Source organism: Natronocalculus amylovorans (assembly GCF_023638035.1).
In the GTDB taxonomy this organism is placed as follows: Archaea; Halobacteriota; Halobacteria; order Halobacteriales; family Haloferacaceae; genus Natronocalculus; species Natronocalculus amylovorans.
Genome location: NZ_JAKRVX010000001.1, coordinates 324,819 through 342,223, shown reverse-complemented (window position 1 = coordinate 342,223; position 17,405 = coordinate 324,819). Strand labels below are relative to the sequence as shown.

Annotated in this window: 17 protein-coding genes; 5 read left to right on the top strand and 12 right to left on the bottom strand. The window is 51.5% G+C overall.

Annotation, left to right across the window (positions count from 1 at the left end; all coding sequences use genetic code 11):
• Positions 1–4: 4 nt before the first annotated feature.
• The 6 genes from AArcSt2_RS01775 to AArcSt2_RS01750 all read right to left on the bottom strand — a co-directional run bounded on the left by AArcSt2_RS01775 (position 5) and on the right by AArcSt2_RS01750 (position 4,894).
• Positions 5–331 carry a NifU family protein gene (locus tag AArcSt2_RS01775; protein WP_174652802.1) on the bottom strand — a complete coding sequence of 109 codons (327 nt, stop codon included), beginning with the start codon at positions 329–331 and terminating at the stop codon, positions 5–7.
• Positions 332–414: 83 nt separating this feature from the next.
• Complete coding sequence (locus tag AArcSt2_RS01770; protein ID WP_250582527.1) at positions 415–1,809, bottom strand: LVIVD repeat-containing protein; 1,395 nt, start codon at positions 1,807–1,809, stop codon at positions 415–417.
• Positions 1,810–1,854: 45 nt separating this feature from the next.
• Positions 1,855–2,823, bottom strand: coding sequence for an ROK family protein (locus AArcSt2_RS01765; RefSeq protein ID WP_174652804.1), 969 nt, complete (start codon positions 2,821–2,823; stop codon positions 1,855–1,857).
• Between the two features lie 74 nt (positions 2,824–2,897).
• Positions 2,898–3,356 carry a universal stress protein gene (locus AArcSt2_RS01760; protein WP_250582525.1) on the bottom strand — a complete coding sequence of 153 codons (459 nt, stop codon included), beginning with the start codon at positions 3,354–3,356 and terminating at the stop codon, positions 2,898–2,900.
• Between the two features lie 142 nt (positions 3,357–3,498).
• Entirely contained in the window at positions 3,499–3,882 is a 384-nt protein-coding gene (locus AArcSt2_RS01755) for a DUF5611 family protein (RefSeq protein ID WP_174652806.1), read from the bottom strand.
• Positions 3,883–3,970: 88 nt separating this feature from the next.
• Complete coding sequence (locus AArcSt2_RS01750) at positions 3,971–4,894, bottom strand: DUF7093 family protein (protein ID WP_174652807.1); 924 nt, start codon at positions 4,892–4,894, stop codon at positions 3,971–3,973.
• A gap of 147 nt (positions 4,895–5,041) precedes the next feature.
• Here AArcSt2_RS01750 and AArcSt2_RS01745 point away from each other — a divergent pair, with 147 nt between their 5' ends.
• The 4 genes from AArcSt2_RS01745 (at position 5,042) to AArcSt2_RS01730 (ending at position 9,831) form a co-directional block, all read left to right on the top strand.
• On the top strand, positions 5,042–5,338 hold the full coding sequence (locus AArcSt2_RS01745) for a DUF6432 family protein (RefSeq protein ID WP_174652808.1): 297 nt from the start codon (positions 5,042–5,044) through the stop codon (positions 5,336–5,338).
• A 53-nt stretch (positions 5,339–5,391) separates the two neighbouring features.
• Positions 5,392–6,483 (top strand): CAF17-like 4Fe-4S cluster assembly/insertion protein YgfZ, encoded by a 1,092-nt coding sequence (gene ygfZ, locus AArcSt2_RS01740; RefSeq protein ID WP_250582522.1) that lies wholly within the window; start codon positions 5,392–5,394, stop codon positions 6,481–6,483.
• Positions 6,484–6,514: 31 nt separating this feature from the next.
• Entirely contained in the window at positions 6,515–7,966 is a 1,452-nt protein-coding gene (locus AArcSt2_RS01735; protein WP_250582520.1) for an ATPase domain-containing protein, read from the top strand.
• A gap of 182 nt (positions 7,967–8,148) precedes the next feature.
• Entirely contained in the window at positions 8,149–9,831 is a 1,683-nt protein-coding gene (locus AArcSt2_RS01730; RefSeq protein WP_250582518.1) for a PAS domain S-box protein, read from the top strand.
• On the opposite strand, the gene AArcSt2_RS01725 is transcribed toward AArcSt2_RS01730, so the two are convergent.
• The 6 genes from AArcSt2_RS01725 to AArcSt2_RS01700 all read right to left on the bottom strand — a co-directional run bounded on the left by AArcSt2_RS01725 (position 9,824) and on the right by AArcSt2_RS01700 (position 16,911).
• The gene (locus AArcSt2_RS01725; protein WP_250582516.1) at positions 9,824–10,909 is read right to left on the bottom strand and encodes a geranylgeranyl reductase family protein; all 1,086 of its coding nucleotides are present in this window, start codon (positions 10,907–10,909) and stop codon (positions 9,824–9,826) included. The two genes, AArcSt2_RS01730 and AArcSt2_RS01725, sit on opposite strands and share 8 nt — an antisense overlap.
• A 47-nt stretch (positions 10,910–10,956) precedes the next feature.
• Positions 10,957–11,391, bottom strand: a complete 435-nt coding sequence (locus AArcSt2_RS01720; protein ID WP_250582514.1) for an SHOCT domain-containing protein — start codon at positions 11,389–11,391, stop codon at positions 10,957–10,959.
• A gap of 43 nt (positions 11,392–11,434) precedes the next feature.
• Positions 11,435–12,424 carry a beta propeller repeat protein gene (locus AArcSt2_RS01715; RefSeq protein ID WP_250582512.1) on the bottom strand — a complete coding sequence of 330 codons (990 nt, stop codon included), beginning with the start codon at positions 12,422–12,424 and terminating at the stop codon, positions 11,435–11,437.
• A gap of 48 nt (positions 12,425–12,472) precedes the next feature.
• Positions 12,473–15,421, bottom strand: a complete 2,949-nt coding sequence (gene uvrA, locus AArcSt2_RS01710; RefSeq protein WP_250582510.1) for an excinuclease ABC subunit UvrA — start codon at positions 15,419–15,421, stop codon at positions 12,473–12,475.
• A gap of 148 nt (positions 15,422–15,569) precedes the next feature.
• The gene (locus AArcSt2_RS01705; RefSeq protein WP_174652814.1) at positions 15,570–15,917 is read right to left on the bottom strand and encodes a HalOD1 output domain-containing protein; all 348 of its coding nucleotides are present in this window, start codon (positions 15,915–15,917) and stop codon (positions 15,570–15,572) included.
• 382 nt (positions 15,918–16,299) lie between these two features.
• A complete protein-coding gene (locus AArcSt2_RS01700; protein WP_250582508.1) occupies positions 16,300–16,911 on the bottom strand; it encodes a riboflavin synthase in 612 nt (203 codons plus the stop codon).
• A gap of 104 nt (positions 16,912–17,015) precedes the next feature.
• Between AArcSt2_RS01700 and AArcSt2_RS01695 the strand changes: the two genes are divergently transcribed.
• Positions 17,016–17,291 carry a DUF7533 family protein gene (locus tag AArcSt2_RS01695; protein WP_174652816.1) on the top strand — a complete coding sequence of 92 codons (276 nt, stop codon included), beginning with the start codon at positions 17,016–17,018 and terminating at the stop codon, positions 17,289–17,291.
• Positions 17,292–17,405 lie beyond the last annotated feature (114 nt).

The following is a 17,405-nucleotide window of genomic DNA, read 5'->3' as shown; positions in this document are numbered from 1 at the left end:
TCGGTTAGAAGTGCTCCGCGGAGTCCGTTGAAAAGCGTAGGTCCCCACCACGACCACCTTCGACGGTATCTGCACCCATATCTCCAGTTGATGGTACCTTTATTTGTACGTCAGTGATCTCTTCGAACTCATAGTAGAGATCCCGTTGAATGTTCTGTGCTGTGATATTTGAGATCCCACAGCCAGAGCAGGTCCCGCCCAACTCAACGACAACCTGTCCAGTTTCTGGGTTTGCCTCACGGACGACGCTTGTCCCGCCGTGCATCTGGATGATCGGCATCTGTTTAACCATCCAGTTTTCAACCCGCGATTTGAGACTCTCTTCGCTCATTACTTGCTCTTGGAACCGGAGCTATGGGTAAGTTATGGTTTTCTCCATGTAGATGTGCTTGTGAGAAAGTATCACACGATCGTTCACGGGTCAGACTCTTTGGTGTAGTATTTCCAGCCAAGGGCCCCTACTGTCCCCGCGCTGATCGCACTCAGAAGTGTAAATCCAGGGACACCATCTGTTGTCTCTGCAGGGGATTCACTCGCTTCCGTTGAGGGTGGTTCTATATCTGTCTCTAGATCTTCAAAGAGCCACACACCAGCATCGGTGTTTCGTATCCCAGTGCTACTTGCGACAAAATACTCCTGTTGTACGCCAACCTGTGCGGTCCAAAAGCTTGCTATATCGTCATTTCGCCAGTGATACAGCTCATCCGGATTGTGTGGCTCGCTGATATCGTGCACTCGGACGCCTCCCTCATACCACGAACTGTAGAGGATTCCATTTCGAAGTTCAAAATTATGCGCGGTTGTCCATGTGCCACCGCTTGTTGGGTCCGGTGTTGGTGGTGCATCAATCGAGCTAACATGCTCCGGTGCGGTTGGATCAGAAAGCGTGTAGATATCGATGCCACCAACGTCTCCGCGTCTCTCACTGTCCGTTTCGATCGTCCATGCCTCACGTCCAACAATAAGTAGATCCAACTGCTCATCTGTGACCGCATAGTGTGAGTTTCCGGGGAGTGTGGTCTGCTCTTCCCGAATGTCGGCTTGATTAGTAATCTCTGCGAGCGCTTCAGGCTCGTGATCGCTCACATGGCCGACGTATGTTGGGTTCGACGGATCTGAGACATCCACAAGCCACGTCCCTGCATCCCAGTATGCAAGACATGCAACGTCGTTCGTCACAGTGACGTCGTGTAGATACCGCAGAATTGGTGCAACGTCTTCCCATACTTCGTCATATTCGAGAACTGACCAGTATCCAACTTCTCTGAGTTCATCGCGATCGTCACCGAGTGAAACGATCGAAAGCCCGTTTTCGGCCATCGTATTCGCACAGAGATACGCGTGTGTCTCGGTCAGATAGCAGTTGTGTATGTGATACCCAGTTTCGTACACGGTGAGTGTTTCCGGCGATTCCGGTTCGGAGACATCCACAAGGAGGGCGGCCTCAACTGCGTCCGATGTCAGTGTTGCTGGCCCCACAACGAGGAGTCGATCGCCTGCAACCTTGACATCATAAATATACTCCATCGGACCTGCTTCATGAGTCGCAAGCAACCCTGTTTCATGCGCACGTAGCTGTGGGTCTGTTGGATCTTGAATGTCAACGATCGCATAGCCATCAGTCGTCGCAAGGTACACCATCTCTCCGTCCGCAGAAACAACTGCCTCTGTTGTCCCCTCAACTTCGAGAAAGCCCAGTGCGTCGGACGGTGGATCTGAACGTGAGCCTACTGTCGCACCTGCCTGACCGATCGTCGCTGACAACCCTGCACAGATACCGACGGTTTGGAGGTATGTCCGACGGTTCATATACTCGCTCAGGGTCCAAAACGCAAAAACTCGACGGCGACCTGCTTACAGCCGCTCTCGATCGCCGGTTCCCGCAGTGATCGCACTTGCAACAGCACCCTCCACAACAACCTCATCACCCAGTGAGGTAAGTTGGATCTGTGGGATATTGATGAACACCATCTCCTCGAGCTTCTCACGGAGCGGCTCAACGACAAGTGCTGGATTATTGAGTGCAACGGCACCGCCGATCGATACAACAAGCGGCGCGTATGCATGAATAATATTTGCTACACCCATCGCATTCCAATGTGCAACTTGGTCAATAACGTGGTCTGCAAAGTCGTCGTCACCGGCATGCGCAAACACATCGACCGCCGAAAAGTCAGGGTCCTCTATCGGGAGCGCAGTCTCGATCGGGTCATCCTGATGAAGCCGTTCTGCATAACGTGGAATATTGTTTCCAGAACAGTAGGCTTCCCAGTGGCCCTCAAGTCCGCAGCCACAAGTCATGACGCCGTTTGGATCAAGCGTCATGTGGCCAACCTCTCCGGCGTTCCCGTCCCATCCTGCAAGCACGTTCCCATCAACACAAACACCGGCACCAACACCCGAAGAAATTGTGAGATATACCATATCATCCGGATTGCGTTCCGAGTGGAATCGCTCACCAATGACACCCGCGTTAGTGTCGTTATGCAGATATACACGGTCTGTCTCCAGCAGTTTTGAGATCGGCCCAGTGAGTGGAATACGATCGATTGTATCCGGTAGGTTCGCCGGGTTTTCAACTGCGCCTTCTGCGAGGTCTAGCGGACCGATTGACCCGATACCGCAGGCGACCGCTTCGCTTGGGTCGATGCCTGCCTCTGCACACGCTTTTTTAATGAGGCTTAATACAGCCTCAGTCACTGCAATTCCTGTCGGGCCACGAGGTGTCCGATCCCGCGCACTGGCTAACACCGTCGCCGACTCGTTCGCGACGACCGCACGGACATTTGTTGCTCCGAGGTCGACGCCCACGTAGTAGGCCATTATATCAGTAGCATTTCTGCCAGCACTTAATAAAGCCGTTTCTCACTCGTGTGTGAGTGAACGCAAAAAACCCGTTATTTCGTATCCGATCGGACAAACGTGACCGGACATGGTGCGGAGAGCATAACCTCTTGGGCTGTACTTCCGAACACTGCTTTTCCGGTTGGCGATCGCCGGCGTCCGCCAACAATAACTCGATCTGCATCGGTCTCTTTTGCAAGTTCAACAATCTGTTCGCCGTGTGGGCCAACTGCACCCCGAATGTTGTGTCGTATCTCTGCATTTTTGAATGCGTTGACGAGCTTTCGAATTGATGCATGTCTGTTTGCAACATCGTCTGCGCTAACACGGTCTCGTTCTCTATCGAAATCAAGCTTCGAGACTGCATCCTCGTACTCCGATTTGGTAAATACATGTCCAAGTACGACGGTCGCGCCTGTTGGTCCTGCTACGTCGACCGTTTCCTCTGCAAGGCGATCGAGTCGATCGATATCCCCCGGTCCGACCGCTAACAGAATCGTTTCAATTGCCATACCTGAGGTAACACCGTCCGCTATTTAAACGTGCTGAAAATTTACTCGGAAGTGAAGTAATAATTCATGTTAAATTACAATGATGACATACCACAGACAGCGCTGTCGCTCACGAAGACGCAAAATAACAGAAACAGCGTATTCAGTAATCCGGTGCGTCGTCTTCAACTGACCGTTTTAGTGACTCACGTCGGGACTTCGCATCGCGGCCAGTTGCTTCGAGAAGGAAATCGTTTTTTGCGCTTACTGCATCAGCAGCTGCGTCAGCGTTTCCTTCTGCAATAATCTCCTCTGCAGGACGTTCTTCAAAATGCACTGCTAGTTTGTCTTTCTTACCGCTGTAGGATGCTGCACCAGCAATGATCTTTTTGAATACCGGGTTTGTTGGTTCATTCACAACGTAGAGATCATGTCCGTTGTGTTCTTCGGTGCCTGAAACGGGACCGAAATAATCTTCAATTGTTGCTTCCATATCCGGGATTCGCTCTTCGAGATGCTCACCGCGACGCATCTTGTATTCCTTCATGCGAGATGTGTTAGCCTGCGTTTGGTTTACCTGTTTCGTCGCTCACATCGTATCCACTGTGTCAACATGCAACAGGAATAGCCATCGGTCACAGCGGTCGCTCGGCAATATATCCGCGCTTGCACTCTGGACAGATGTCGCCTGCTCGCAGTGATGATTTTCCTGCGGTTCGAGCGAGTCCACACTCAGGACAGAAGAACTCAGTTTGGACATCGTCATCCATTGGCTCGAACGCCACATCGTTTCGATCGACACGCGTGAACCCTTCGGTTTCGATCATTTCGTCAGTTTCTGCCTGTTGATCGCCAGTAATCTCTGGGGTAAACCCACCCCCGAATGTGATCTCGTCAGGCCCACCATCGCTTGGTTCGGTTGCATCGAATCCTTCATCTTCATCATTGTGCTCGGGCCATGGAGTCGGATCATTTGTCTGGCTGGCTGCTGCAACATCATCGTGCTCTGGCCATGCCCCTGGGTCACGATCAGAGACCGCTTTGTTGTCATCTTCAGCCGAATTTGGGAGAATAATCCCATCATCAACTTCCGGTTGGGATTCATCGGTCTCGTTCGGATTCGAAGTCGGTGTCGCTTCGACTACAGCCTCTGGTGATGGCTCTTCAGGCTCACTTGGCGATTGGTCTGTTTCTGGGCCAGCAGTAATGATTTCGGCATCATCAGTGACAGAGTGATCTTCTTCAAATGGATCCGGCTCAGCTGCTGTCTGCACTGGCGGCTCCGGTGGCTCCGACGCTGTTTCGTCTTCTGAATGGATTGCTCCTGATTCTTTTTCGTTTTGTACCGTCTCTTCGGCTGTTTCCGCATCGCTTGCAGCAGCAGATAGCTGCTCAACAGAGGTTACTTCTTTATTTTCGCTGACAACCTGCTCCGCACCACAGCGTGCACATGTTTTCACTTCTCTAATTGTGACCACGACCTCGTTCCCACGCTCTTCTCGTTCTCGCTTGAGTTCCGGCTCATCGAAGTCGTGCCCAAGCAGACACCTAAGTCCCATTGGCCGACATACCGAGTTGTGTGACTAAAAGTTACTCCCTTGCGTCGGCCACACGTCAGACAACTATCAATAAACCGACTAATACTGCGTAGAATATTGTACTTTCCGCCGGTACACGTATAGCATTTCGCGCCCATAGATGCACGTATGGGAGCGAAGCGGGAGTTCCGCAACCGTCCGGCAGTCGAGGTCGACATTCTTGATGCCCTCGTTGACCGTGGCGATGGGATGACTGTACTCGAACTCCGTTCGGTCGTGGACGCTGATATCGATCGTATTGAAGGAGCGCTTGCTGATCTAAAAGATGATCAACTCATAACTATTGAAGAGCATGGTACGCGTCTTGAGATCCATCCTGCCCAGCGTGTCATCCCGGAGCCAGGAGAGCGAACTGAACCTGACTCAGGGCTGATCGATGCGGTCCGAGAACGGCTTGGATTATAATCGCTGCCGACTAATCAGACGAGATTTTACCAGTAGGCCAATTAGATAGAGACATGACGCTTGTCGCGGACGTACATTCGGATCATGGGGCAACATTCACAGAACGTGGTGATCGAACGGTTGTTGATCACTATGGCCGACCTGATCGCGCAGTTCGTGCCGTTCGAAACGGTGTTGGTGTGATTGAACATGGATACGGCATCGTGGAAATAACCGGTGATGACCGTATTGAATACGTTGACAACATTATTTCAAACCGTGTGCCCAGATCTGACGGCCAGGGCGTGTATGCACTGCTTTTGGACCCAAATGGCCGGATCGAGACGGATATGTATCTCTACAACGGTGGTGAACGACTGCTGCTCTTTACTCCTCCAGAAACGGTCTCTGAACTCGTCTCGGAGTGGCAATCAAAAATTTTCATCCAAGACGTTTCGATCGAAGAGATCTCCGATCGGCTCGCGGTGTTTGGTGTTCATGGGCCCCAGTCAACCGAAAAAGTGGCAAGCGTACTAAATCAAATCGGTGCGCCTGAGCCGGAGTTGACGTTCGATCGCGGCTCAATGGGTGATGTTGGCGTCACCGTTATTGCAAGCGATAACCCAATCGGTGAGGAGGGCTATGAAATCATCTGTGCTGCGGAAGAAGCAGCTGAACTGTTTGATACGCTTCTTACACGCGGAATGAATGCGGCACCGTTCGGCTACCGAACGTGGGATATCCTCACGCTCGAAGCAGGAACACCGCTATTTACTAGTGAACTTCGCGATCGAATTCCAAACACGATCGGCATGCGTAACGCACTCGATTTCGAAAAGGGATGTTTTGTCGGTCAAGAGGTCGTTTCAAAGGTCGAAAATAGGGGCCAACCAAGCCGGAAGCTTGTTGGACTCACACTGGACCGTGTGGTCCCTGAAAACAGTACGATTGTTGGAGATGGAGAGCAACTTGGAACCGTTACTCGATCGGTTGAAAGCCCAACACTGGAAACTGCAATCGGGTTCGGATTCGTCCCATATCAAACAACACACACAGAGGTTACCGTAGAGACCTCCGCTCAGAGCGAATCTGCGATGTTGACTGCGCTTCCGTTTGTGCGGGGATCTGCACAGTCACTTCGATGTCCACAGTTTGAGACACAATAGTTACATCTTTGTAACCCCTTATTATATTCTAATGGATACTGAGTCGCGCCTTTCGACCGGCGCTCCGGGTGCGGATACGGTTCTTTCTGGGGGATTGGTACCGAACCGATCGTATATGCTTCATGGAGAACCGGGCACTGGCAAAACGATTTTTGCATTGCAGTTTCTGCTTGCTGGAATCGACAAGAATGAACGTGTTCTGTACATTACGTTTGAAGAGTCTGTCGAGAGTATCCGACAAAATGCAACCCGACTTGGATTTGATACCTCCGCAATCGAATTTCTTGATCTAACGCCACAAGGGGCACATTTTACGACTGCATCAACGTACGATATCTTCTCACCGGATGAGGTCGAATCGGCTGGATTCACCGAACCGGTTCGTGAGGCGATTACAACGATTGAGCCGGATCGTGTTGTCATCGATCCGATCACGAGGCTCCGACAACTTTCGCCAAATACCTATCAGTTCAGACAACAATTAATGGCGTTCTTTTCGTTCTTGTCCGAACAGGAAACAACAGTTCTGTTCACCACGCAGCCGGTTGGGGATCGAGATGAATTCGATTATCAGTATCTCTCAGATGGAACACTCACGCTCGGCTATGCTAAAAAAGGGCGGATATTTTCGGTGAATAAATTCCGTGGCTCCTCATTCATGTCCGGTGACCATACACTCCGTATCACCGATACTGGCCTCGTGATCTATCCGAAACTAACTCCGCAGTCACATCGTCGATCGTTCGACACGGACAAACTCTCAACTGGAGTTTCAAAACTTGACTCACTTTTAAACGGTGGCATTGAACGTGGAACGATCACAATCTTAAGTGGTTCCAGTGGTGTTGGGAAAACAACCACAGGGACACACTTTATAAAAGAGTCTGCAGCCCGTGGTGAGCGATCAGTTGCGTATCTATTTGATGAGGTCAAAGAGACGTTTACGCATCGTGCAGAATCCATTGGTATCCCAATTACCGAGATGTTGTCGGGAGGCCACCTATCGATCGAAGAAGTAGAGCCGCTGGCAGTTTCACCGGATGAGTTTGCAGCGCAGGTCCGAACAGCAGTCGAACAACAGAATGCCCGCACAGTGTTACTTGATGGGCTCTCTGGATATCGGCTTTCAATCCGCGGCGATGAGGATGAGCTCATCCGAGAGTTGCACGCCCTTTGTCGATATCTGAAAAATATGGGTGTTACAACGATATTGACTGACGATGTTGGCGGTGTTGCTGGGGCACTCGATGTGACAAGTACAAACATTAGCTATCTTGCGGATACCATCGTCTTTTTCAGATATGTTGAAGTTGATGGCGAACTTCGAAAGTCGATCGGTATTTTAAAGAAACGCATTAGTGGATTTGATCGGACGCTCCGAGAGTTTGAGATCACAGATACGGGCATTCAGATCGGTGAACCGCTTCGCGGATTACAGGGTGTCTTGACTGGTGTTCCCCAACTACGTGATCTAGACCCATGACTGATCACCCGTCGGAACCGCCACCTCCGTATCCGTATGCTCAGCTGTCATCACTCCTCACGTCTGATAGTGTTACTGAGACCACTCCATCGAAAGTAGGAGGGACAGTCGCCTGTAGGCTTTCGAAAAAAGAAAATCAACGACTTCTGGTCTCATGGCTCGCCCGATTTGGAGGGTCTACGGTGAACACACCCCCAACCGAGTGCTTTACTGACGATCCGTTTGACATTTGTATTGTTGATGTTCCAACACTTATCGAAATTAGCGACGAATTGGTTTCGTATTTCACACAAAACGAAACGGGATATATTCCATGCCTTCTTGTAACGTCTGAATCCACTTCCGGCGAAGATGTTGTTGGGCGACTTCCCACAGTTCTCCGTTCACTCATTACGGAGGTAATCACAACGCCAATCCGGAAATCCGAACTTGCGCACCGTCTGGTTGCGTTGTTTCGAATCCGACGGCTCTCTGTTGAATTGTATGTGAGTCGCGAAGAGTATCGTAGAGTACTCCGTCTGATACCTGGGGCGGTCACCATTGTCACTAACGAAACAATAAGATATGTTAATCGGTCGGCAGTCAAACTTTTCAAACAAACCGAATCAGCGCTTATTGGACGGTCAGTTAGGCACCTGCTAGGAACTGATTGGGAGCGCATCCAAGAGTCGTTGTTGTCGGCTGATATTGGTGAGCCAACACCATTTCTTTCAGGGATATCTACAGTACCAAATTCGACACCCGTCGAAGTGGCAGCTGTTCAACTTGGGTCAAGCGGTGACTCGATCGCACTTGTCATTCGTGATGTCACTGAGCAACACCAACGAGAAGAGCAACTCCGACTCTATCGCCGTGCCATGGATGATGCGAAGATTGGTATCACAATCACCGATGCAACGGAGCCTGACAACCCGTTAATTTACGTAAACAAAGAGCTAGAGCGACTGACCGGCAGGAATGCAAGCGATATTCTCGGTGAGAACCCACGTATTTTTCAGCCCCCACAGACTACCTCTGCAATTAAATCGGACTTGCGTGAAGCGATTGCCAATGGCGAACCGATTAATACAGTGATACTCAACCAGCGATCGGATGGAACGGAGTGGTATAATGAACTTGACGTTTCTCCCGTTTATTATAATACTGAGCTCAGAAATTTCATTGGGTTTCAGCGTGATGTTACGGATGAGCGCGAGCGGAATCAACAGCTTGCTGTGTTAGATCGAGTGCTTCGACATAACTTCCGAAATCGGCTCAATGTCATCATCGGACACGCCGAAGAGATTGCGAATTCGCCCAGCGATACGAGAGACGGCACCCACGCAGAAGCAGTGCTCAGTGCGGCGTATGAACTGCTTGAACTAAGCGAGGAAGCACGGCAGTTTCGCAGTGCGATGCATGCAGATAAGCAGTCTCGGACTGCAGTCGATCTTGTTAGAGTGGTTCGTACAGAGATTCAAGAGCTCAGAGGAAAATTCGGCGAGGAAAGCGGCCGTGTTGTCACCTCGTTCCCAAACACCGCATATATTGACTCGAGTGAGAGCATCCGATTTGCGATCAGCGAGTTGTTGACGAACGCAGTGACTCACTCTGACCAGGATACTCCTCGAATCGAAGTGACGATCGAAGAAACGGCTGAGTCAATTGTCCTCACCATCACAGATGATGGACCAGGCATACCCGTATCCGAGCAGTCTGCACTGGTCGGTGCCGACGAAACACCGGTTAACCATGCAAGCGGTCTTGGGCTGTGGCTTATTCGATGGTCCGTTGCTTCTGCAGGCGGAAACCTCACATATACTGATGCTAAACCTCGTGGAAGCTGCGTTCGGATTGAACTGCCACAGAGCACACAGACTAGCTAAACAGCCGTCTTAGATGTGCCGGTGAAAAAAAGGAGGTCGGTTTATCCATATGTACACCGATCTCTCCGGAGAGCGCTTTCAGCCCCGCTGTTTGTACTGGCACCGGCAGCGAGTAGGCGCTTCGAATCAGTTTTCCAAGCCGTATCTCGGTCGCGAGCTCTCGACGCCATGCGTCTTCATAAATCGAAAGCGATGCTGGCCGATCGGGCTGGATATGTCGTGCCGCACAGTCTGCAGCCGTCATCCCGTATAGAATCCCGCCTCCAGTGAAGGGTTTTGTCTGTGCGGCTGCGTCACCAATCAAAAATATCCGATCGGTTGTCACCCGGTCTGGCGGGCCGATCGGAATAGCCCCAGAACAGAAGTGCTCCGTCTCAACAGCATACTGATCGGTCAACATATCGAACATCTCGTTTACTTCTGCACCGGGCGGGGCTGCAAGACCGTACTCTACGCCCGCATCACCACGCGGAATGCGCCAAGCAAAAAATCGTGGGACAGTCAGGTGCACGTCAACGTGATTGCCTGCATCCACTTCGTCTGTGAATGCAAGCACCCCGTGGAGCGTCTCATCCGGTTCGTCGAGCCCTGCCGTGCGTCGTACTTTTGAAATCGGCCCATCACAGCCGGCAACCATCTTCGCCGAAAACGTCTGTACCGACTCTGTCTCTGCAACACGAGCCGTAACGACGACCCGATCGCCCCGTTCGTCAATCGCCGTAACGGTATGTCCTTCTCGAACGTCTGCCCCTGCATTTCGGGCACAGGCGGCGAGTGTGTTATCGAGCCCAACCCGATCGATTACGTTCGATATCTCTTCAGTTTTATAAAATAGGTTTGGCTCCGTATCGGGGCCCCCAGTGTAGAAGTTCGCACCGTAGATCCGGTTTTGAAACAACGTTTCCTTTGCGTCCTCGGGGACGTACGACCAGATATCTGTACTGACGTGTCCTGAGCAGGCAAGCGGTGTTCCGATCTCCCCTTTTTCGAGTGCAAGCACGTCGTAGCCGGACTCGGCTGCTCGGCGTGCAAATCGTGCCCCGGCGGGACCAACACCGACGACGATGAAATCATACATACACAGTAGTATGGGTTATCCGGCAAATAGGTTGTCAGTTTCGCTGTTTAATACGATCGCTCGCGTTCACGCCGCTCTGCACTGTACCACTCAACACGCGTGTCAGTCTCTCGGTCTTCAACATCCAAGAGTCGATCAACCTGTCGCTCAAACTCCGATTCGGTGATCTCCCCGGCAGCGTACCGATTTTTGAGTCGCTCAAGCGGTGTCTCTGGTTCAGACTCCTGTTCGTCCTCATCGGGGAACGGATTCATCGGGATACCTAGCAGTCGAGAGACTGTGTACCAGAGCAACACGATCGGAACGAGCGGAATTGCCAACAACAATACGATTGCAAGAAACGTAAACGGAACCATCCCAAGCAAAAATCCATGAATACCCAACAGCATCCCGCTTGTGATCGCAAACCCTAACGCAAACGCAAACAGCGTGAATAAAATCACGCCACCAACTGCAAGCCGCCGACGGAGAGACCAAGCCATATCTATACTGACAGCCTCCGTCCGGAAATACGTTCCTCAGTCGCTAGACAACAGCCAATCCTTGTGGTGTCTGTGTTTCAAACGCGTCTGGCCATGTCTCACACACCGGGTCCCAACGATCGCCTCCGTCTGCGGTCCGGTAGAGTCCATAATTTGTTGCGGCAAATAGCTCTCCCACGGTCGTTCCGGAGGTCAGTACTGCCCGAACAACGCCGTCGCCCATCGGTATTCCTGTTCCATCGAGCCGCTCCCACGGTTCGGCATGCTGTTTTCGGTAGATGTAGGAGTCGGCCCGATCGGCTGCGTGTGCCGTTCTGGCACCGTCTGCAGCGGAGAGAAGCACGGTGCGTGGCTCTCCAGGATCGACGGCAACGCTCCAACAGTAGCGGTGCTCGAGTCCCTCCTGTGGATGTGTCCACGCCTCACCAGCATCAGTGCTTTCAGCGTAGCCGTCACCCGCTGCGCTCCAGACTCGATCTGGCGCCCGTGGATGTGTTGTCAGTGTGTGATTGTCAATCCGGGAATCCGGAACTCGATCGTGCCACGTCTCGCCTCCATCATGGGTCTGGATGAGTGCACCTGCCTCAATCCCAACGTAGAGGTGGTCTTCGTTGGTTGGATGCGGTTCAATCCACCTGACGTGATGCGTGTGTGGCCGTGGCGGAAATGACCAGCGCTCTGCTGAAGCGAGTGTTGTGGGTGTACGACACTCGTTCCAGCTATCACCGCCATCTATCGAGCGATACACCCGGCTTGGTTCCGTCCCGGCCCAGATCCGGTTGTGATCCGTTGTATCGATCGCAACTGCCGTTACAGCATCCTGCTCGATTGACGTGGTTCCGATTCGATCGAACGTCTGTCCACCATCTGTCGATCGCTGTAGCCCATTCTCAACGGTCCCAACGAAGACCGTTTCCGGATCGTTGGAATGTGCTGTCACACACGCTAGCTGTTTGCCGCCTAGCGATCGCCGTGTCTCACTTTCAGTGACCACGTAGAGGTCAGTTCTCATTGCAAGGTAGCAAACGGTCATACCGTACGCTCTCCGCGGAGATACAAAAACAGTCGGAGCCAGTGAGTGTTAGTCGTCGCTTGGGACCTTTGCAGGCTTCCGTCGATCGCTGCGTGGGCCATCAATATCAACTGCTGGCAACTCGTCTCGAAGATACAGCCCAGTGTAGGAGTCGTCGTTTCGAGCAACCTCCTCCGGCGTTCCGTGTGCGACAAGTGCGCCACCGTTTTCACCGCCCTCTGGACCAAGATCGATCACTCGATCGGCATTCTTGATCAAATCCATCTCGTGTTCGATCACAACAACGCTGTTACCGTTATCGACCAGTCGGTGGAGCACGTCGATGAGCTTTCGCTCGTCCTCTTTGTGGAGGCCGGTTGTCGGCTCATCAAGCAGGTAGAGTGTGCTCCCGCTATCGCGTTTTCCAAGCTCCTCTGCAAGCTTCACACGCTGGGCCTCACCACCGGAGAGCGTTGTCGATGGCTGTCCAAGCGTCATATAGCCAAGTCCAACATCTTCGAGTAGCGTAAGCCGGCGACGGATTTGGCTATTCGCTTCAAAGAACTCTCTTGCTTCTGAAACCTCCATGTTGAGGACATCTGCGATCGTCTTGTCCTTGTACGTGACATCGAGCGTTTCATTGTTGTATCGTGCTCCATCACACTGCTCACACGGAACGTACACATCCGAGAGGAAGTTCATCTCGATCTTGACGGTTCCCTGTCCGCCACACTCCTCACAGCGGCCACCCTTGACATTAAACGAAAATCTGCCTTTCTTGTAGCCACGCTGTTTCGAGAGTTTTGTCTCTGCAAACAGCTCTCGAACATAGTCAAACACACCGGTATAGGTTGCTGGATTCGATCGCGGCGTTCTCCCGATCGGACTCTGATCGATGAGCCTGACGGTCTCGATTGCATCCATCCCCTCGATCGCATCATGGTCGCCTGGATCAACCGAGGTGTTATTGTTCATCTCTCTCGCTAAGCTTTTGTACAGGATATCGTGCATCAACGTCGATTTGCCGGAGCCAGAGACCCCAGTTACGGCCGTAAACACACCAAGCGGGAACGACACATCCACATCTCGAAGGTTATGTTGACGTGCGCCACGAACGGTGAGCGATCCTGATGGGTCACGTCTCTCGCTTGGAACGTCGATCTCTTTGCGTCCCGAGAGATAATCCGCAGTGATTGAGTTGTCGGCGTCTACAATCTCATCGAACGTCCCCTGGGCAACGACCTCTCCACCGCGCTTTCCTGGTCCTGGCCCCATGTCGATAATGGTGTCTGCTCGCCGCATCGTCTCCTCATCGTGTTCGACAACAACGAGCGTATTTCCAAGATCGCGAAGCCCTTCAAGCGTATCTAAGAGCCGATCGTTATCCCGTTGATGCAGCCCGATCGATGGCTCATCAAGCACATACAGCACGCCGACAAGCCCAGAACCAACCTGTGTTGCCAGCCGGATTCGTTGGCTCTCTCCGCCAGAGAGCGTAGATGCCTCACGATCGAGTGTGAGATACTCAAGCCCAACCTCTTCCATGAAACTCAAGCGCGCACGAATCTCTTTGAGAATCTCCTCCGCGATTGTTCGATCGCGATCCGAAAGCGTTGCCTCCATTCCCTCGAAGTGTTTTCGCGCGTCACCAATGCTCAAACGGTTGACGTCGGTGATTGCTGTCCCGTCAACAAACACATGCCGCGACTGTTCACGAAGTCGCGTTCCATCACATGATGGACATGTCGTGACTGCCATGTACTCCTCGATGTGTTCGCGTGTCCCTTTTGAGTCTGTCTCAATATGGCGGCGCTCAAGATTTGGAACCACTCCCTCGAACCGTTTGGTTTTTCGTCGGGTTCCGTTTCGCGTTGTTCGCTCGAAGACAACCTCACGATCGGTCCCATAGAGGAACTGCCGTTGGATGTCTTCGTCAATCTCTTCCCACGGTGTGGTCACGCTGAGATCGAAATGCTTGGCAACCGAATCAATCCGCGTCCGATAGTACGATCGGTTGTAGCTCCAGGCCTCAAAAACGTTTTTGAGCGGTTTCCCTGGATCGACAATAATGAGGTCTTCATCAACCTCTTTGCTCTGTCCGATTCCTTCACACTCCGGACAAGCACCGTATGGGCTATTAAACGAGAACGACCGTGTTTCGATCTCCGAGAACTGGAACTCGCTGTTTGGGTTGCCAAGCGCTTCGGAGAACTCAAGCACAAGCCGATCGTCACCGTCACCACCAAGCGAGCCTGTTGATCGACTGTTTGAGCCCATCTCTATCTCTTCAGGCGGGTCCGGAATAATCACTTTTAAGAGTCCATCTGCCGCCTCAAGTGCAGTTTCGACACTGTCTGTAATCCTCGATCGAGCGTCAGAAGTGAATTTCACTCGGTCCACGATTACATCGATCGTGTGATCGTAATTTTTGTCCAACTCCGGTTTGTTGATCGTGAGATCGAACTGCTCGCCATCAACTTCCACACGAGCGTAGCCGTCTGCAACAAGCTCATCAAAGAGGTCTTCAAACGCGCCTTTCTGATCACGAACGATCGGGGCCGCAATCATGGCTCGCGTCCCATCCGGCAGCGAAAGGAGCTGCTGAACCATGTCCTGTGCACTCTGTTTACCGACCGGCTCTCCGGTGATCGGATCGTGCTGTACTCCAATCCGTGCGTACAGCAGTCGAAGATAGTCATGCAGTTCAGTAACGGTTCCCACTGTCGATCGCGGGTTGTTTGCAGCGTTCTTCTGATCGATCGAGATTGCTGGTGAAAGACCCTCCACCGCTTCGACCTGTGGCTTGTCCATCTGCCCGAGGAAGTTCCGAGCATAGGCCGACAACGACTCAATGTAGCGACGCTGGCCTTCCGCATAGACCGTATTGAATGCAAGCGACGATTTTCCAGAGCCAGAGAGCCCGGTTACAACCGTAAATTCGTCACGCGGAATCTTGACATCGAGATCTTTCAGGTTGTGCTCTTCAGCGCCTCGGACTTCGATATGTTGTTTTCTCATTGGAATCCGATCGCCTCCGGAATCCGCGTTCTCGTCTCTCTCCCCGTAATCTGCTCCATATGAGCATCATGGACGCGAGGAACTTAACGCGCCCGTTCGAGTGATGCTATTACATACCGCAAAAATCAATCTCGGCCGCCCGCGATCGTTATGAAACTTCGATCTGTCCGCTTGCAAACAGTGTAATTTCGCACCCACTGTAGTGGAATGTGAGGTACCCGGTAGATCTGTCAGCGCCCGGCAGATGATTGATTGGCCCGAACAGCTCATTGACCGCGTCTGGATCAATCACTTCTCCGATCGGCTGTAGCTCTAATGGATCTACATCTAGATAGGCGCTTACAGCGTTGACGATCGTCTCACACACTGACTGCACACCATCCCATTGGTGAACCGTCAGGTATGGTTGATCAGTAAATGATCGTGAGCGTAGCTGCGGATGATTGATGCCGTCAAGTGATTCTGTCTTCGCACTCCAAGAAGTTGTTTCGTTCATGGGTGATACGTCACTACCTGATACGGTGGTTGTACAGTACCACGTTGTGGCTCATATCTGAAGCTGTTTATATACTATCCACAATAATTGCCGGTACTGATGATGAAAACATACCTCTATAATATTTCTAATTCTTCCACAGAGATGCTTATTGGACGCTGTCGACGTAATATCCTGTTTATTATCAACCACACATATTTGTATATACCTTGACACAGTATACTAACCGTCTCAAACTGTGAGTCGAGGTGTCTTCGTATTTTGAAACGATCGTTAATCGCTTCGAAAAAGCGCCAATCACCACGCTGAATGTCACTTCACCTCGGTATTCATTCGGGGCCCCTGTCTTGTTGTTTATCGTGGTGAACGGCCTACTTTTCGACTAGTTGTATCCGTCAAGCATATTTTCGACATATTTTGCAATCACATCAACTTCAATATGCACTGGGTCACCAGTTGATTTCGCCCCAAGCGTGGTGATGTCGTACGTTGTCGGAATAATTGCGACATCAAAGGTTCCTGCGTCATGATCGATCGATGCAACCGTGAGCGAGATCCCATCTACACAAATGGAACCCTTATGAACAATATACTGCTCATGACCGGCCGGTAACACAAATGTAAACCGCCAGTCGTCACCAACCTGGTCGATCGCCTCAACTGTCGTTGTTGTATCCACATGTCCCTGAACAACGTGCCCATCGAACCGGCCATCTGCTGGCATTGCTCGCTCAATATTTACGACATCGCCTGCTTCAACGGTTCCGAGATATGTTTTTTCAACAGTCTCTGCTGCCAAAAAGACGGTAAACCACGGCGTTTCAGCCGCTTCATCACCAAACGTCTCGACAGTCAAGCACACACCGCTCACCGCGATTGATTGTCCATGATGTAGATCGTCCAACCCAGCTGCACTGATTGTTAGTCTCCGTCCGCCAGCCTCATCGTCGACTGATAGAATTTCACCCGCGGTCTCAACAATTCCAGTAAACATATGAACTCTTTCGGCCCACGATAAATGCGTGTTACGGCTCTCATTTTTGGAACACCGCCCTATGGACGGTCAGTTTTTCCCGCTTGAGAGGATATGGAAGTACAATGAAACTCGGGGTGATCGATATGATTAGTCTCGCGGCGACACTCGTATTTGCAATCCCTGTTGCAAACTATGGTGTGACGAGACTGCTTGCTGGCGATACCATACTCGGTGTTGGCATGGTTATTGTTGCTGTTGCAATGGTTGTTATCCCACAGTATATTCTTGATCCTCGAACGGTTGCAAAACGGCTTCTCTATGGGCTGCTCCCACAGCGACTTCGTGGTGAAAAAAAGCCAACAACCAAACAAGAAAAATCCACAAATCGGAAAGAGTAGGTGACATTTAGTTACTAGTAACCAACTAAATCACATAGTATATATATCTAAAACCGGCGACTGTTGCACTCAACTGTACTGTCGATTGATCTATATCCGTACTAACAATGGGTC

Bases quoted from the DNA above. Each gene is read 5' to 3' on its own strand.
- AArcSt2_RS01775 (WP_174652802.1), bottom strand. From the start codon at position 331: ATGAGCGAAGAGAGTCTCAAATCGCGGGTTGAAAACTGGATGGTTAAA.
- AArcSt2_RS01770 (WP_250582527.1), bottom strand. From the start codon at position 1,809: ATGAACCGTCGGACATACCTCCAAACCGTCGGTATCTGTGCAGGGTTG.
- AArcSt2_RS01765 (WP_174652804.1), bottom strand. From the start codon at position 2,823: ATGGCCTACTACGTGGGCGTCGACCTCGGAGCAACAAATGTCCGTGCG.
- AArcSt2_RS01760 (WP_250582525.1), bottom strand. From the start codon at position 3,356: ATGGCAATTGAAACGATTCTGTTAGCGGTCGGACCGGGGGATATCGAT.
- AArcSt2_RS01755 (WP_174652806.1), bottom strand. From the start codon at position 3,882: ATGAAGGAATACAAGATGCGTCGCGGTGAGCATCTCGAAGAGCGAATC.
- AArcSt2_RS01750 (WP_174652807.1), bottom strand. From the start codon at position 4,894: ATGGGACTTAGGTGTCTGCTTGGGCACGACTTCGATGAGCCGGAACTC.
- AArcSt2_RS01745 (WP_174652808.1), top strand. From the start codon at position 5,042: ATGGGAGCGAAGCGGGAGTTCCGCAACCGTCCGGCAGTCGAGGTCGAC.
- ygfZ (WP_250582522.1), top strand. From the start codon at position 5,392: ATGACGCTTGTCGCGGACGTACATTCGGATCATGGGGCAACATTCACA.
- AArcSt2_RS01735 (WP_250582520.1), top strand. From the start codon at position 6,515: ATGGATACTGAGTCGCGCCTTTCGACCGGCGCTCCGGGTGCGGATACG.
- AArcSt2_RS01725 (WP_250582516.1), bottom strand. From the start codon at position 10,909: ATGTATGATTTCATCGTCGTCGGTGTTGGTCCCGCCGGGGCACGATTT.
- AArcSt2_RS01720 (WP_250582514.1), bottom strand. From the start codon at position 11,391: ATGGCTTGGTCTCTCCGTCGGCGGCTTGCAGTTGGTGGCGTGATTTTA.
- AArcSt2_RS01715 (WP_250582512.1), bottom strand. From the start codon at position 12,424: ATGACCGTTTGCTACCTTGCAATGAGAACTGACCTCTACGTGGTCACT.
- uvrA (WP_250582510.1), bottom strand. From the start codon at position 15,421: ATGAGAAAACAACATATCGAAGTCCGAGGCGCTGAAGAGCACAACCTG.
- AArcSt2_RS01705 (WP_174652814.1), bottom strand. From the start codon at position 15,917: ATGAACGAAACAACTTCTTGGAGTGCGAAGACAGAATCACTTGACGGC.
- AArcSt2_RS01700 (WP_250582508.1), bottom strand. From the start codon at position 16,911: ATGTTTACTGGAATTGTTGAGACCGCGGGTGAAATTCTATCAGTCGAC.
- AArcSt2_RS01695 (WP_174652816.1), top strand. From the start codon at position 17,016: ATGAAACTCGGGGTGATCGATATGATTAGTCTCGCGGCGACACTCGTA.